The sequence below is a fragment of the Clostridium celatum genome (genome assembly GCF_021412605.1).
GTDB lineage: Bacteria > Bacillota > Clostridia > Clostridiales > Clostridiaceae > Clostridium > Clostridium celatum.
Genome location: NZ_JAJKGM010000006.1, coordinates 67391 through 81256, shown reverse-complemented (window position 1 = coordinate 81256; position 13866 = coordinate 67391). Strand labels below are relative to the sequence as shown.

General features: G+C 29.3%; 14 protein-coding genes. 2 read left to right on the top strand and 12 right to left on the bottom strand.

The window, feature by feature from the left end; translation table 11 throughout:
• The 9 genes from gltA to LPC13_RS04420 all read right to left on the bottom strand — a co-directional run bounded on the left by gltA (position 1) and on the right by LPC13_RS04420 (position 9595).
• Positions 1-1395, bottom strand: a complete 1395-nt coding sequence (gene gltA, locus LPC13_RS04460; protein WP_005216370.1) for an NADPH-dependent glutamate synthase — start codon at positions 1393-1395, stop codon at positions 1-3.
• Complete coding sequence (locus LPC13_RS04455) at positions 1395-2285, bottom strand: sulfide/dihydroorotate dehydrogenase-like FAD/NAD-binding protein (RefSeq protein WP_040420238.1); 891 nt, start codon at positions 2283-2285, stop codon at positions 1395-1397. Before LPC13_RS04455 ends, gltA begins: the two co-directional genes overlap by 1 nt.
• Before the next feature lie 152 nt (positions 2286-2437).
• Positions 2438-3604, bottom strand: coding sequence for an iron-containing alcohol dehydrogenase (locus tag LPC13_RS04450; RefSeq protein WP_005216368.1), 1167 nt, complete (start codon positions 3602-3604; stop codon positions 2438-2440).
• Positions 3605-3774: 170 nt separating this feature from the next.
• Complete coding sequence (locus tag LPC13_RS04445) at positions 3775-4737, bottom strand: DHH family phosphoesterase (RefSeq protein ID WP_195244434.1); 963 nt, start codon at positions 4735-4737, stop codon at positions 3775-3777.
• Positions 4738-4911: 174 nt separating this feature from the next.
• Entirely contained in the window at positions 4912-6240 is a 1329-nt protein-coding gene (locus LPC13_RS04440; protein ID WP_195244433.1) for an extracellular solute-binding protein, read from the bottom strand.
• A 206-nt stretch (positions 6241-6446) separates the two neighbouring features.
• Entirely contained in the window at positions 6447-7274 is an 828-nt protein-coding gene (locus tag LPC13_RS04435) for a carbohydrate ABC transporter permease (protein ID WP_005216361.1), read from the bottom strand.
• Between the two features lie 11 nt (positions 7275-7285).
• Positions 7286-8152 (bottom strand): carbohydrate ABC transporter permease, encoded by an 867-nt coding sequence (locus LPC13_RS04430; protein WP_005216359.1) that lies wholly within the window; start codon positions 8150-8152, stop codon positions 7286-7288.
• Positions 8146-9189 carry an ABC transporter ATP-binding protein gene (locus tag LPC13_RS04425; protein ID WP_005216358.1) on the bottom strand — a complete coding sequence of 348 codons (1044 nt, stop codon included), beginning with the start codon at positions 9187-9189 and terminating at the stop codon, positions 8146-8148. The genes LPC13_RS04430 and LPC13_RS04425 overlap by 7 nt, the downstream gene beginning before the upstream one ends.
• Positions 9190-9445: 256 nt before the next feature.
• Positions 9446-9595 (bottom strand): hypothetical protein, encoded by a 150-nt coding sequence (locus LPC13_RS04420; protein ID WP_005216357.1) that lies wholly within the window; start codon positions 9593-9595, stop codon positions 9446-9448.
• A 196-nt stretch (positions 9596-9791) separates the two neighbouring features.
• Between LPC13_RS04420 and plsY the strand changes: the two genes are divergently transcribed.
• Positions 9792-10382 (top strand): glycerol-3-phosphate 1-O-acyltransferase PlsY, encoded by a 591-nt coding sequence (gene plsY, locus LPC13_RS04415; protein ID WP_051040734.1) that lies wholly within the window; start codon positions 9792-9794, stop codon positions 10380-10382.
• Positions 10383-10507: 125 nt separating this feature from the next.
• The gene (locus LPC13_RS04410; RefSeq protein ID WP_005216354.1) at positions 10508-10771 is read left to right on the top strand and encodes a DUF1294 domain-containing protein; all 264 of its coding nucleotides are present in this window, start codon (positions 10508-10510) and stop codon (positions 10769-10771) included.
• Here the strand turns inward: LPC13_RS04410 and LPC13_RS04405 are convergent.
• From LPC13_RS04405 to LPC13_RS04395, 3 genes are all read right to left on the bottom strand, one after another.
• Positions 10768-11562, bottom strand: a complete 795-nt coding sequence (locus LPC13_RS04405) for an acetyl-CoA carboxylase carboxyltransferase subunit alpha (protein ID WP_267955926.1) — start codon at positions 11560-11562, stop codon at positions 10768-10770. The two genes, LPC13_RS04410 and LPC13_RS04405, sit on opposite strands and share 4 nt — an antisense overlap.
• A gap of 98 nt (positions 11563-11660) precedes the next feature.
• Positions 11661-12506 carry an acetyl-CoA carboxylase, carboxyltransferase subunit beta gene (gene accD / locus LPC13_RS04400; protein WP_005216350.1) on the bottom strand — a complete coding sequence of 282 codons (846 nt, stop codon included), beginning with the start codon at positions 12504-12506 and terminating at the stop codon, positions 11661-11663.
• A 12-nt stretch (positions 12507-12518) separates the two neighbouring features.
• Positions 12519-13862 carry an acetyl-CoA carboxylase biotin carboxylase subunit gene (locus LPC13_RS04395; RefSeq protein ID WP_005216348.1) on the bottom strand — a complete coding sequence of 448 codons (1344 nt, stop codon included), beginning with the start codon at positions 13860-13862 and terminating at the stop codon, positions 12519-12521.
• Positions 13863-13866 lie beyond the last annotated feature (4 nt).

Genomic DNA, 13866 nt, shown 5'->3' with positions numbered 1-13866 from the left:
CTATTTATTACTTAAATAAGCATCTATAGCCTCAGCAGCCTTTTTACCAGCCCCCATTGCTAATATAACCGTTGCTGCACCAGTAACTGCATCACCACCTGCATAAACACCTTCTTTAGTTGTAAGCCCTGTTTCTTCATCAGCAACTAAACACTTCCACTTGTTAATTTCTAATCCCTTTGTAGTAGATGAAATAAGTGGATTTGGTGATGTTCCAAGGGACATAATTACAGTATCTACTTCCATAATATATTCTGAATCTTTAACAACAACTGGTCTTCTTCTTCCAGATGCATCTGGTTCTCCTAATTCCATTTTTACACACTTCATCCCTGTAACCCATCCATTTTCATCAGTTAATATTTCTGTTGGATTAGTTAAAATATCAAAGATAACTCCTTCTTCTTTTGCATGATGTATTTCTTCAACTCTCGATGGCAACTCCAACTCACTTCTTCTGTAAACTATATGAGTCTCTGCCCCTAATCTCAAAGCTGTTCTTGCTGCATCCATTGCAACATTTCCTCCACCAACTACAGCTACCTTATTTCCAACTTTAACTGGTGTATGATATTCCTCTTTAAATGCTTTCATTAAATTGACTCTTGTTAAAAATTCATTTGCAGAAAATACTCCATTTGCATTTTCCCCTGGTATTCCCATAAATTTAGGCAAACCAGCTCCTGATCCTATAAATACAGCATGAAATTTTTCTTCTTCAATTAATGAATCTATTGTAACTGTTTTTCCTACAACTACATTTGTTTCGATCTTCACGCCTAATTTTTTTATATTTTCAATTTCAGCTTTAACTACATCATCCTTCGGCAATCTAAATTCTGGTATACCATAAACCAAAACTCCACCTACTTCATGTAACGCTTCAAAAATAGTTACATCATAACCTTTTTTAGCTAAATCTCCTGAACAAGTAAGTCCTGCTGGTCCTGAACCTATAATTGCTACCTTTTTACCTTTAGACTCTTCTTTAAATGATAAATCAACATTATGTTTCCTAGACCAATCTGCCACATACTTTTCAAGCTTACCAATTGCAACTGGTTCGCCTTTTATTCCTAATACACATTTCCCTTCACATTGTGATTCTTGAGGACAAACTCTACCACAAACTGCTGGTAGTGCACTATATTTTGCAATCTCTTTAGCCGCTCCTTCTATATCTCCATCTTTAACATAAGATATAAAACCTGGAATATTGATAGAAACAGGGCATCCACTAACACACTTTGGATTTTTACATCCAAGGCATCTTTTTGCTTCAACTAATGCACTTTCATCATCATAACCCAAACATACTTCTTTAAAATTTTTAGCTCTTATGCTTGCTTCTTGCTCTCTAACTGCTGTCCTTTTCATTCTATCTATATTACTCATTATTTATGACCTCCACATTCGCAACCTTTTCTATGATGTGTATCGCCTTCTTCAAATTTTAAGATAGCTCTTCCTTCCTCGGTCTTATATAAAGCTTGTCTTCTCATGCTTTCATCAAAATTTACAAGATGTCCATCAAATTCTGGTCCATCAACACAAGCAAACTTAACTTCATTTCCAACTGTTACTCTACAAGCACCACACATTCCTGTACCATCTACCATTATAGGATTTAAACTTACCGTTGTCTTTATTCCTAGTTCTCTTGTAAGTTCTGACATAAACTTCATCATTATCATAGGCCCAATTACTATAGCATGGTCATATTTTTTACCTTTCTTATTTACTAAATCTAATAAACAATCTGTTACTCTACCATTAAATCCATAAGAACCATCATCTGTTGATATATAAAGATTTTTAGCAACTGCTTTCATTTCATCTTCTAATATTATTAACTCTTTATTTCTTGCTCCTATAATTACATCAACATCTATATTTTTTTCTTTAAACCATTTTACTTGCGGATAAACAGGTGCAGCCCCTACTCCCCCTGCTACAAATATTATTTTTTGATTTTTTAACATTTCTAAAGACTCATGTATAAATTCACTTGGTTGACCTAATGGTCCAACAAAATCCTGAACATATTGCCCTTCTTCAAATCTTGCTAATTCTTTAGTTGAATACCCTACCGTTTGAAAAACAATAGTTACAGTTCCTTTATTTTTATCATAATCAGCAATAGTTAATGGTATTCTTTCTCCCTTTTCATCATTTTTTATAATAATAAATTGACCTGGTTGTGCTGATTTAGCAACTCTCGGAGCCTCTATATCCATTAAATATATATTTTCTGTTAAAACTTTTTTCTTTACTATCTTAAACATTGTAAACGCCCCCTTAAAAGCTTCTTGCATAAAATTAATTCTTTTATCTTTAAAATTTAAGAATACATCTTTAAAATTGCTCTTAAAAAATGTATTCTTAAAATAATAAACACTATAACTTATCTTCTCTCTATTCTATTTACAACTTTCTTTTAAAAATCCACTTTATTTCCATAGAATGTACATGAAAGAAGTTTTTCCATTGTTTCATCATCTATAGTTCTTGGGTTTGAACCTGTACATGCATCTAAAACAGCATTATGTGCAACATTCTTTAGATTTGCTAAAAACTCTTCTTCATTTACTCCGTACTCTTGCATTGTTGCTGGAATATTTAATTCTTTATTAAATTCATTGATCTTCGTAATTAATGAATCTGTTAACTCTGCATTTGTATTTCCTTCTAATTTTAATACTTTGGCTATATCCGCATATCTTTCTTCACATTCACTTCTGTTATATTGAATAACATATGGTAAGAAAATTGCATTAGCACATCCATGTGGAATATGGAATACAGCTCCTGTTTTATGTGCCATTGAATGTACTATTCCAAGTAATGCATTACTAAATGCCATACCAGCTAAACATTGAGCTTCATGCATTAAATCTCTAGCATTTTTATCTCCATTAAAAGATTTAACTAAATTTTCATTAATCATTTCAATTGCTTTTAATGCTAATGGATCTGAAAAATTTGATTTTAAAGATGCCGTATATGCTTCAATCGCATGAGTTAATGCATCCATACCCGTATGAGCAACAAGCTTTGCTGGCATTGTTTGTGCAAGCTCTGGATCAACAATTGCAATATCTGGAGTTATATTAAAATCTGCTAAAGGATATTTAATTTTTGCTTTATAATCAGTAATTACTGAAAATGCAGTAACTTCAGTTGCTGTTCCTGACGTTGATGGAATTGCAACAAATTTAGCTTTTTGTCTTAGTTCTGGTAATCCAAAAGGAACTACCGCTTCTTCAAATGTAAAATCAGGATATTCATAGAAAATCCACATTGCTTTTGCAGCATCAATTGGAGAACCACCACCCATAGCCACTATCCAATCTGGCTCAAATTCTCTCATAACAGCTGCACCATTCATAACAGTTTCAACTGATGGATCTGGTTCAACACCTTCAATTAATCTAACTTCTAGTCCAGCTTCTTTTAAATAATTTTCAACTTTTTCTAAAAAACCAAACCTCTTCATTGATCCGCCGCCAACTACAACTACAGCTTTCTTTCCTTTTAAAGTTTTTAAAACTTCTAAAGAACCGTTTCCATGATAAATATCTCTTGGTAATGTAAATCTTGCCATTCTATCCCCTCCCAAAAATCAATACAATGTAAAAAGTCAATACCACATTTATATTTTTATAGCAGTCACAAATTAATTATACCATAATTTCACTTTAGATAAATATTTTTCAAAAAATATACTTAAAGACAAGAAAATACCTTTTCTAATCTCTAAGTATATAAAACCTTCTATTCTGCTTTCTTTAAAAAGTTTTTACAGTTTTCATCTAACACTTTTAATATTTCATCTACTCTTTCCCAATTTTCAAGCGAAGCTCCTGCTGCTAACATATGGCCACCCCCACCAAAGTTTGCTGCTATATCATTCACTCTAGGACCATTTGATCTAAATTCACAGAATATAGATCCATCTTCTTTTTCAGCGAAGAAATGCCAATTAATTATTCCTACTGTATCTTGCAGAGCATTTACCATTCTTGCCGCTTTAATTGCTTGTAAATTATACTTCTTTACTATTTCATTTGGAATTTTTAAATATGCCATTCCATTTTCAGTAGTTACATAATTACTATATATATATCCTAAGAATTTTAATTCCTCTTCTTCTCTTTTATACATATTAGCATAAATTTCTTTTGTTTCTAGATCAAATGTTATTTTTGATAACTTTTCAAATAATTCAGTTGGATTTTCTATATATAAAAATCTTCCTGTATCACCAATTATTCCTGTAAATAAAGCTTTTCTTCCTTGCTTATCTATTTTTAATTTATTACTATTTGCTAAATATAAATCTAAAATCATTTCACTACAAGAAGAATAATTAGTATCTACCCATGTTAAATCTTCAAAAGGTGCATCAAAAGCCTTATGATGATCTATTTTTAAAATATACCCACACTTATTAAAGGATTGATTATCAACTCTTTCTTTATTAGCTACATCTACAATAATAGCTAATGATTTTTCATCCAATTCAATTTCTTCATCCATTTTATTTATATACTCTAAATTTTTAGAATGTTCACCTAATAATACAACCTTTTTATTTGGATATGTATTGTTTATAATGCTTTTTAAAGCTGTTTGGGAACTATATGAATCCGGATCCGGAAATACATGTCTATAAATAGCTATAGTATCATATTCTTCAATTTTATTTATTATACTTTTCATTAATTCTTTATTCATCCTACTTACCTCCATTATTTTTTAATTAATTACTAAATTTAATTTTAGATAATTAATATATCAACATACATCAATTTCACTTAAATATCAAGTTATTTTTATTATTTTATGTATCTAGTAAAAAAATTCCCTACTTAGCTAAGCTAAGCAGGGTTTTTATTAATTTATAGTGTTTTATTGACGACTAATTGAAGTTTCAACTTGTGATTGCATTTCTTTTAACATAGAATCAATATCATTTGAATTTCCAGTAACGTATGCCGCATACTTTTCTTCTGCTACTGTTCTAGCTGATTGAGCATTATTTATAGCTGGAGTAAAGTAAGCAAAACCTAAAGATTCTTTAGCTACATTATAAATTTTTCCATATAATGAATCTGTATCAGCTAATACTTCTTGAACTACAGTAGAATCTTGAGCTGATTTTCTTACTGGTAAGTATCCAGTTCCAGTTGCAAACTTAGCTGTGTTTTCTGTGTTAGTTGCGAACTTAATAAATTCATAAGCTGCATATTGAGCTTCTGGAGAAACATCTTTAGTTACAAATAATGAAGCACCTTGTTGGATTACAGCTTTGTCTTTTCCTTCAAAGTGTGGAACTTCTACTACAGCTACTTCAAAAGCACCATTAGTGTTAATGTGAGCAAATCCAGCTGAAGAACCTTGGTAAGCTAAAAGATCACCATTAGAGAATGGTCCTGATAAGAACTTATCTTCACCAGGTACTCTAAATGCACCACTTTGAGTCTTTTCTCTAAAGAATTGCATAAACTCTTTTGACCAATCGTTTATGATATTTATTTTTCCATCTAATTGAACAAAGTCTTTTCCATCTTCTTTTAATGTAGAAATAAATGCATTAGAACTTGAGTCAAATCCAAATCCAGCTATTCCTAATTCATCTTTTGCTTTTTGTGATATTTCAGCTAATTTTTCAAAAGTTAAATCTTTTAAATCATCTACAGTATATCCTAGTTTTTCTAATGCGTTTTTGTTTACATATAAAACTTCTGTAGATTTAGTCATTGGAAGACCATATATTTTATTTTCTCCCCATTGTGATAATTCACTAATGAAGTCTGGAATAAAATCATTTTTAATATCATCTGCCATTCCTACAGTTTCACTATTAACATATGGTGTTAAATCTACAACCTTATCTTCGTTAATAAGTCCAGTAGCAGCATCTGGATAAATATTTACTATTGCTGGTAAAGTATTTGATTGTGATGCAGCTATAACTTTTTTATTTAAATCTACGATACTTCCTTGGCTTGAAGCAGTAACAGTTATACCTAAAGTATTAGTGTTGTTAAAGTCATCAACTATACTTTGTAAAACTTCTGCTTGCTTACCATTCATGTAATGCCACATTTCTATTGATATTGGTTGTTGTAACTCTGTTACAATATTTTCACTTGTTGTATCATTTTTTGAACAACCTGCCAATGATGTAACTGCAATTACTGCAGTCATTAAAGATGCTAATAATCTTCTTTTCATTCGTTTCACCTCTAAAACCTATTTTCATATATATTTATAAGAAAAGATGATTAAAAGATAAATTATTAAAATTTCATATATATTTATATATTTTTTATTAAAGCATTAAAAACTTTTATAATAAATAATTAAAGCATTTATAAATACTTAAAGTATTAATATTTTAACTTTTAATTCATACTCTCCCTATATGCTAATTATTTATATTATCCTTTAGTTCCCCCAATAGAGATACCATTCATAATTTTCTTATGTAAGAACATATAAACTATAACTATTGGCATTGTAATTATTGTTGATGCCGCCATTAATAATTCATATCTATTTCCTACATCTGATTGGAATGCTGTTAAACCATTTGCAAGCAATCTCATGTTATCGCTATTTGTAACAAGTAATGGCCAAAGGAATGCATTCCATGAATTTATACCAACTAATATACAAATTGTAATTATTGAAGGCTTAGCCATTGGTACGACTATTTTCCATAAGAATTTCCAATCACTTGCACCATCAACCTTTGCTGCATAATATAATTGCTTTGGAATCTTTAAGAAAAATTCTCTAAGCATATAAATATATAAAACATTTGCCATATAAGGTAAAAATAACGCTGTATAACTATCCATTAATTTCATTGCTGAAATTGTTTTGAAATTAGTTACTATTAAAACTTCTCCTGGAATCATCATTGATGCTAAGAAAATAGAGAATATTAAATCTCTACCCTTAAACTCAAGATGAGAGAAAGCAAATGCTGATAATATTGCAATTACTACTGTAGTAACTATACTTAAAGCAGTAACTATAATTGTGTTTATGAAATATCTTCCAAAAGGAGCCATTGCTAATGCAGTACTAAAGTTACTCCACATAAATTTATCTGGAACCATTGTTGGTGGCGTTTGAATAACTTCAAAACTTGATTTTAATGATGATGCTATCATCCAATAAAATGGAAATAGCGTTATAATAGCAAAGACAACTAATAAGAAGTATTTAATGAATGCTTTAAAATTATTTTTATTTTTCATTTTTACACCTCTTAGTAATGAATCTTATTACGAGCAACAGTTTTTTGTACTAAAGTTACACTTAATATTATAACCAATAGAACTACTGAAGCAGCAAAAGCTAATGGGAAATCTTGATCCCCGTAGAATCTATCTATTATATATCTTACAACTGTTGATACCGCACCATCTAGTGTACGTCCTCCAAATAAAACATAAACTTCTGTGTAAACTTTGAAGGCAGCAATTAAACTAATAACATATGTATAAGCAATCATAGGAGAAACTAATTTAACCGTTATTTTTCTAAATATAGTTCCACTTGTTGCTTGGTCTATCTTAGCAGCTTGGTAGTATTGTGGATTTATAGAAGCTATCCCTGTAGTTAATATTAATGTATTAAAGGCTAGACTTTTCCACACAGCAAATATTATCAATGCAACCATTGCATATTTAGGATCATTAAGCCAGTTTATTGGACTAATTCCTATTTTCCCTAATATGAAATTAATTATTCCATATTGTGAGTTAAATAACCAAGACCATACTATTCCTATTGCAACTAATGAAGTTACATATGGAAGGAAGTATATACTTTGGAATACACCTTTAACTTTTTCATTTTTAATATTTGCAAGAGCATTCGCTATCAATAAAGAAATTATTACTGATAAAGCTGGAACTATAGCTGCATAAATTACAGTATTAATTAAAGATTGAATAAATCTCTTGTCTTGGAATAGATATTTATAAGATCCAAATCCAAAAACAAATCCTTTTGCTTTAGTTTCATCAAAACTTAATATAATCGTATTTATTATAGGATAAAATACAAAAATACCTAATATAATCAATGCAGGTAATAAGTATAAATATCCTTTCTTATTTTTCTTTAACATTTTGTTATGAACTCCTCACTTTCAGCATCAAAAACATAACTCTTTCCTTGCTTTGGCCTAATAGTTAATTCTGCTCCTTCATCAATAAAGAATTCTTTATCAACTAACATCTTATATGTAGCACCTTTATGATTTAAAGTTAATAATCTTTCTCTACCTAATATTTCAACTGTAACTACTGTTGTTTTTAAGCCTTCTTCTGATACCTCAAAATCTTCAGCTCTAACACCTAATACAACCTTTGATTTATCTTTTGGTAAGTTTTCTAGTGTTAAAGTATCAATAATACCTTTCCCATCCTTAACATCTACATCTACAAAGTTCATTTCTGGACTTCCTATAAATGATGCAACAAATTTATTTACTGGGTTTAAGTATATATCACTTGGAGAAGATACTTGTTGGATTGCTCCATTCTTCATTAGTACTATTTCATCTGAAATACACATTGCTTCTTCTTGGTCATGAGTTACAAATATTGCTGTAACACCAGTTTCTTTTTGTATTCTTCTTATTTCTTGTCTTGTTTCAACTCTTAGCTTTGTATCTAAGTTTGATAATGGTTCATCTAAAAGAAGTATTTCTGGTTTTTTAGCTAATGCTCTAGCTATGGCAACTCTTTGTTGTTGTCCTCCTGAAAGTTGAGCTGGCTTCTTGTCTAATTGATCTGCAATTTTAACAATTTCAGCAACTTCTTTTACTCTTTTTTCAGCTTCTTCTTTATTCCACTTTAAATTTTTCAGTGGAAATAATATGTTTTCTCTTACAGTCATATGTGGGTATAGAGCATAGTTTTGGAATACTAATCCTATTCCTAATTCTTCTGGCTCAAGCCCTGTAACATCTCTATCTCCAAAGAATATCTTTCCACCAGATGGTTTATGAATTCCTGAAATAGTAAATAGTGTTGTTGATTTACCTGATCCTGAAGGTCCTAATAATGATACTAATTTGCCCTTTGGGATTTGTAATGTAACATCATTAATAGCCTTAAAATCTCCAAATCTTACAACTAGATTTTCTAGTCTTATTCCCATTTTTAATTCACCTCATGTTTTATACATATATTAATCATGCAACATTTTATAAAGTTCGCACATTTAACAGAATACGACAAACATTTTACCTTTGTCAATATTTTTCCTAACATACTATTTATTATTTCACTATTATTTATTATTTATTTAAAATTATCTCTGTATATGATGGATTATTTTCTTCATTTTTACATTTTTCTCAGTTGTTTATCACTTTTTAGCTACCGTATTTATTTTAAAATTCATTTGATTTTTTTTATTTAAATAATCTTGTTACTATATCTTTTGTTTCATACATTATACTTTTATAACAATATTGGTAAAAATATTTATATTTATTTGTACTTTCTAAAATTGCATCACATGTTATAAAAGCAATTAATGCTATCCCATCTATTTTATTCAAAACAAAAAATTTCTCCTTTATAATAAGTATTATTATTATACTATGAAGCTAATTTAAATATTGATATCTTAAAATATCAATAAACTCAAAAATTTAGAGCTTCACATTACTTATATATTAAAGTAAATATCTCTTGCATATTTTCCTATTCTTAAATATTATAATTATTGTAAAGTTATATTTTATGGAGGTATTTATGTTACCATTATTAATTATTTTTTCATATCTTATGGGATCTATTCCTTCAGGATACATATTAGTAAAAAAGAAATTAAATAAAGATGTAAGAGATTACGGTAGTGGCAATATTGGTGCAACTAATGTAAAAAGGGTAGCTGGAGAAAAATTATCTAAAATAACAGCTATATGTGATATGTTAAAAGCTATTATCCCTGTTCTTATTACTCGTATTTTATTATGGAGTAATGTTTTAACTACTGGCGAAAGTCTAAGCTTATCATTAGTAGCAATAGCTGCAATACTTGGACATAATTATACTATTTTTCTTAAATTTAAAGGTGGAAAAGGTGTTGCTACATCAGCAGCTGCTTTTATGTGTGTTGTTCCTATTCCATTTTTAATAACAGCAGTAGTATTTTTTGGATTAAAGTTATTTACTAAAATAGTTTCTATTCGTTCATTAGCTGCTGGAGTTACTTTATTTCTTTCAACTTACTTACTTGGCTACGATAAAAATTATGTACTAGCTTCATTATTCGCATGTTTACTTGTATTTTGGAGACATAGAAGTAATATTGTAAGATTAGCTAAAGGTGAGGAAAAATAGTAAATATAAAAAATATATTAATTTTATTCATTAACGAAATAAACCAGTAGACATGCTCTTACTACTGGTTATTTTTAAATTCATAAATATTTTTAAATTTATAAACAAAGAAAGGATTTTTTATTATGGGTATTTTTCTTTTTTCTTATTTTATAATAATAAATATTATTTCTTTCTCTTTATTTCTTATAGATAAAAAAAAAGCTATTAAGAAAAAATGGAGAATAAGTGAAAATACTCTTTTATTAACCTCTTTATTAGGTGGAAGTATTGGTTCTCTTATTTCAATGTATAAATTTCATCATAAAACTAAGCATTTTAAGTTTACATTTGGAATTCCATTTATAATAATATTACAATTGCTTTTATTTTATATTATCTTTTATTAAAATTTTCTATATCTTAAATATCTCTCTTCTAATAATTCTTCTACAGGTTTATTTTTTAAAATTTTTATCTCTTGAATAATATTTTGTTTTAAGCTTTCCGCTACGGCTTTAATATCATTTTGAGCTCCACCCTTAGGCTCTTTAATTATTTTTTCAATTATACCTCTTTCTAATAAATCATATGAAGTTATACCCATAACTTCAGAAACCTCTTTTGCTTTAGATGCATCTTTTAATAAAATTGAAGCAAATCCTTCTGGTGATAAAATAGAATATATTGAATTTTCAAGCATCCAAACTTTATCACCACAGGCTAAAGCTATTGCTCCACCACTTCCACCTTCTCCAACTATTATAGATATTATTGGAACTTTTATTTTAGCAATTTCCATAAGGTTTTTTGCAATAGCCTCACCTTGCCCTCTTTCTTCTGCTTCAACACCACAATAAGCCCCACTTGTATTTATAAAACAAATAATAGGTCTATTAAACTTTTCTGCTTGTTTCATTAATCTTATAGCTTTTCTATACCCTTCAGGATGGGCTGAACCAAAATTTCTTTCTATATTTTCTTTTAAATTTTTACCTTTTTGTATTCCAATTATAGTTACAGGAATATCTTCTAAAAAACCAATTCCACCTATTACTGCTTTATCATCCTTATAGTATCTATCACCATGTAACTCTATAAAATTATTAAATATTAATTTTATATATTCATCAGCATTAGGTCTTTCTACCATTCTTGCAATTTCTAATCTATCCCATGCTTTCATTTTTTTATTTAGCATTATATGGCCTCCCTTGTTTAATAAATTTTCTTTTACTCATATTAAAAGATGTACATATAGTGTATAACTTCAAATCCATCAAATATAAAGTTTTAATTTCACTTATGTAGTTTTAATAATAATCCAAGGGTCTTTCTAAGCTCTTCTCTATTCACTATTTTATCAACAAAACCTTTTTCTAATAGGAATTCAGCACTTTGAAAATCATCTGGTAACTTTTCTTTTATTGTGCCTTCAATTACTCTTCTTCCAGCAAAACCAATTAAAGCCTTTGGCTCCGCTAAAATTATATCACCTAATGATGCAAAACTTGCCGTAACCCCTCCTGTTGTAGGATCAGTTAAAACTGTTATATAAAGGCCTCCATTTTCATCATGCTTTGAAAGTGCAGAACTTACTTTTGCCATTTGCATAAGAGAAAGTATCCCTTCTTGCATCCTAGCTCCACCTGAAGCTGTAAATATTATTATAGGTAAATTTTTTTTTGTTGCTGTTTCAATTGCTAAAGTTAGTTTTTCACCAACTATAGTTCCCATACTCCCCATCATAAAATTTGAATCCATTACTGCTATTATTGCATCATTTCCCCTTATTTTACATTCTCCAGTAACAACAGCTTCCTCAAGCCCTGATCTTTCTTTGTTTTTTTTAATTGTCTCCTCATACCCTGGAAAATCCATTGGATTTTTACTTTCCATATTTTTATTAATCTCAATAAAGGTATCTTTATCGCAAATTTGACTTATTCTCTCATAAGCCCCTAATCTAAAGTGATAATTGCAATTTATACATTTTTTAAAGTTTTCTTCTAACTCTTTTTTATATAAAAGTTTTCCACAATTATTGCACTTTACCCAAGCTCCATCAGGAACTACAGGAAAATCATCACCTTGTTTTTGACTAACACTTAAAACACCATACTGTCTTTTCTTAAAAATATTCATAATTCTCACCAACTATATTCCGTATTCATTACTTATGAAACTTGTATCAAAAGTACCTAATCGGAATCTTTCATTATTCAATATATCTATTTGGAAATCAACATTACTATCAATTCCATCAATAACGAACTCATCTAAAGCTCTTATCATTTTATTTATTGCCTCTTCTCTATCTTTACCATAAGCTATTACTTTAGCTATCATAGAATCATAAGTAGGTGGAATTACATACCCTGGATAAGCTGCAGTATCAACTCTTATACCATTTCCTCCCGGTATATTTAAAAAATTTATTTTCCCTGGTGATGGTGCAAATGCTTTACTTGGATTTTCAGCATTTATTCTACATTCTATAGCATGACCTTCTATTCTTATATCATCTTGCTTTATAGAAAGTTCTTCTCCATTTGCAATTTTTATTTGTTCTTTAACTATATCAATAGAAGTTATCATCTCTGTTACAGGATGTTCTACTTGTATTCTGGTGTTCATCTCCATAAAGTAAAATTCTCCATACTTATCAACTAAAAATTCAATAGTACCAGCATTAATATAATTTACAGCCTTTGCTGCATTTACTGCTGCATCTCCCATCTTTTTTCTTAATTCTTCACTTAAAATAGATGATGGTGCTTCTTCAAGAACCTTTTGATTTCTTCTTTGAATTGAACAATCTCTTTCACCTAAATGAATTATATTACCAAAGCTATCACCTAAAATTTGAAACTCTATATGTCTTGGATTCTCTATAAATTTTTCCATATACATAGAATCATCACCAAAATTATTTTTAGCTTCTGATTTAGCAGTAAGAAAGGCATTTTCAAGTTCATCTTCACTTTTAACTATTCTTATTCCCTTTCCTCCACCGCCTAATGCTGCTTTAATCATTATAGGATATCCAATCCTCTTAGCTTCTAAGATAGCTTCATCTAAATTTTTAATAGTTCCATCACTACCTGGTATTACAGGAACTGATGCATTTTTCATAATTTCTCTGGCTTTAGACTTGTTACCCATTATGCTAATAGTTTCACTACTGGGACCAATAAATTTTATATTGCACTCTTCACACATATTAGCAAAACTTGCTTTTTCAGATAAAAACCCAAATCCTGGGTGAATTGCATTGCATCCAGTTATTACAGCTGCACTTATAATATTACTTTCATTTAAATAAGAATCTTTAGATTTAGAAGTTCCAACACAAATAGCTTCATCTGCAAGCTGTGTATGCATAGCCTCTTTATCAGCTTCTGAATATATTGCAACAGTTTTTATTCCAAGCTCCTTACAAGCCCTTATTATTCTTACTGCTATTTCACCTCTATTAGCTATTAAAACCTTTCTAATCATAAAT

Bases quoted from the DNA above. Each gene is read 5' to 3' on its own strand.
- gltA (WP_005216370.1), bottom strand. From the start codon at position 1,395: ATGAGTAATATAGATAGAATGAAAAGGACAGCAGTTAGAGAGCAAGAA.
- LPC13_RS04455 (WP_040420238.1), bottom strand. From the start codon at position 2,285: ATGTTTAAGATAGTAAAGAAAAAAGTTTTAACAGAAAATATATATTTA.
- LPC13_RS04450 (WP_005216368.1), bottom strand. From the start codon at position 3,604: ATGGCAAGATTTACATTACCAAGAGATATTTATCATGGAAACGGTTCT.
- LPC13_RS04445 (WP_195244434.1), bottom strand. From the start codon at position 4,737: ATGAATAAAGAATTAATGAAAAGTATAATAAATAAAATTGAAGAATAT.
- LPC13_RS04440 (WP_195244433.1), bottom strand. From the start codon at position 6,240: ATGAAAAGAAGATTATTAGCATCTTTAATGACTGCAGTAATTGCAGTT.
- LPC13_RS04435 (WP_005216361.1), bottom strand. From the start codon at position 7,274: ATGAAAAATAAAAATAATTTTAAAGCATTCATTAAATACTTCTTATTA.
- LPC13_RS04430 (WP_005216359.1), bottom strand. From the start codon at position 8,152: ATGTTAAAGAAAAATAAGAAAGGATATTTATACTTATTACCTGCATTG.
- LPC13_RS04425 (WP_005216358.1), bottom strand. From the start codon at position 9,189: ATGGGAATAAGACTAGAAAATCTAGTTGTAAGATTTGGAGATTTTAAG.
- plsY (WP_051040734.1), top strand. From the start codon at position 9,792: ATGTTACCATTATTAATTATTTTTTCATATCTTATGGGATCTATTCCT.
- LPC13_RS04410 (WP_005216354.1), top strand. From the start codon at position 10,508: ATGGGTATTTTTCTTTTTTCTTATTTTATAATAATAAATATTATTTCT.
- LPC13_RS04405 (WP_267955926.1), bottom strand. From the start codon at position 11,562: ATGCTAAATAAAAAAATGAAAGCATGGGATAGATTAGAAATTGCAAGA.
- accD (WP_005216350.1), bottom strand. From the start codon at position 12,506: ATGAATATTTTTAAGAAAAGACAGTATGGTGTTTTAAGTGTTAGTCAA.
- LPC13_RS04395 (WP_005216348.1), bottom strand. From the start codon at position 13,862: ATGATTAGAAAGGTTTTAATAGCTAATAGAGGTGAAATAGCAGTAAGA.